Genomic DNA, 228 nt, shown 5'->3' with positions numbered 1-228 from the left:
CCGTTAAGCTGCAGGTACTGGGGCACACCGCCGGCATCGAGGGCAACCGTCTGACCGCTGGCGTTCGTCGAGAACGTCAGGGCGGGGCTAGCGTTTAGCAGAGTATTGGTCGAATAGGCCTTGACGATTTGAGTCGTTGCCACGCCGTTGACGTTGACGTTCACTGATACGCCATCAGTACCGCTGAACACGGCCTCGGTGTCGAGAATGCCCTTGCCGTAGCTGCCC

General features: G+C 60.1%; 1 protein-coding gene. It reads right to left on the bottom strand.

Annotated features, from left to right (window positions below; all coding sequences use genetic code 11):
• Positions 1 to 228 (bottom strand): hypothetical protein (locus tag ACPYOM_RS24375; RefSeq protein WP_481347957.1); only part of this gene is annotated, 228 nt, incomplete at both ends.

Source organism: Monashia sp. HAY1-2A, from assembly GCF_056755315.1.
The sequence above is the reverse complement of the archived record's forward strand: the minus strand, read 5'-3'. Positions and strand labels throughout refer to the sequence as shown.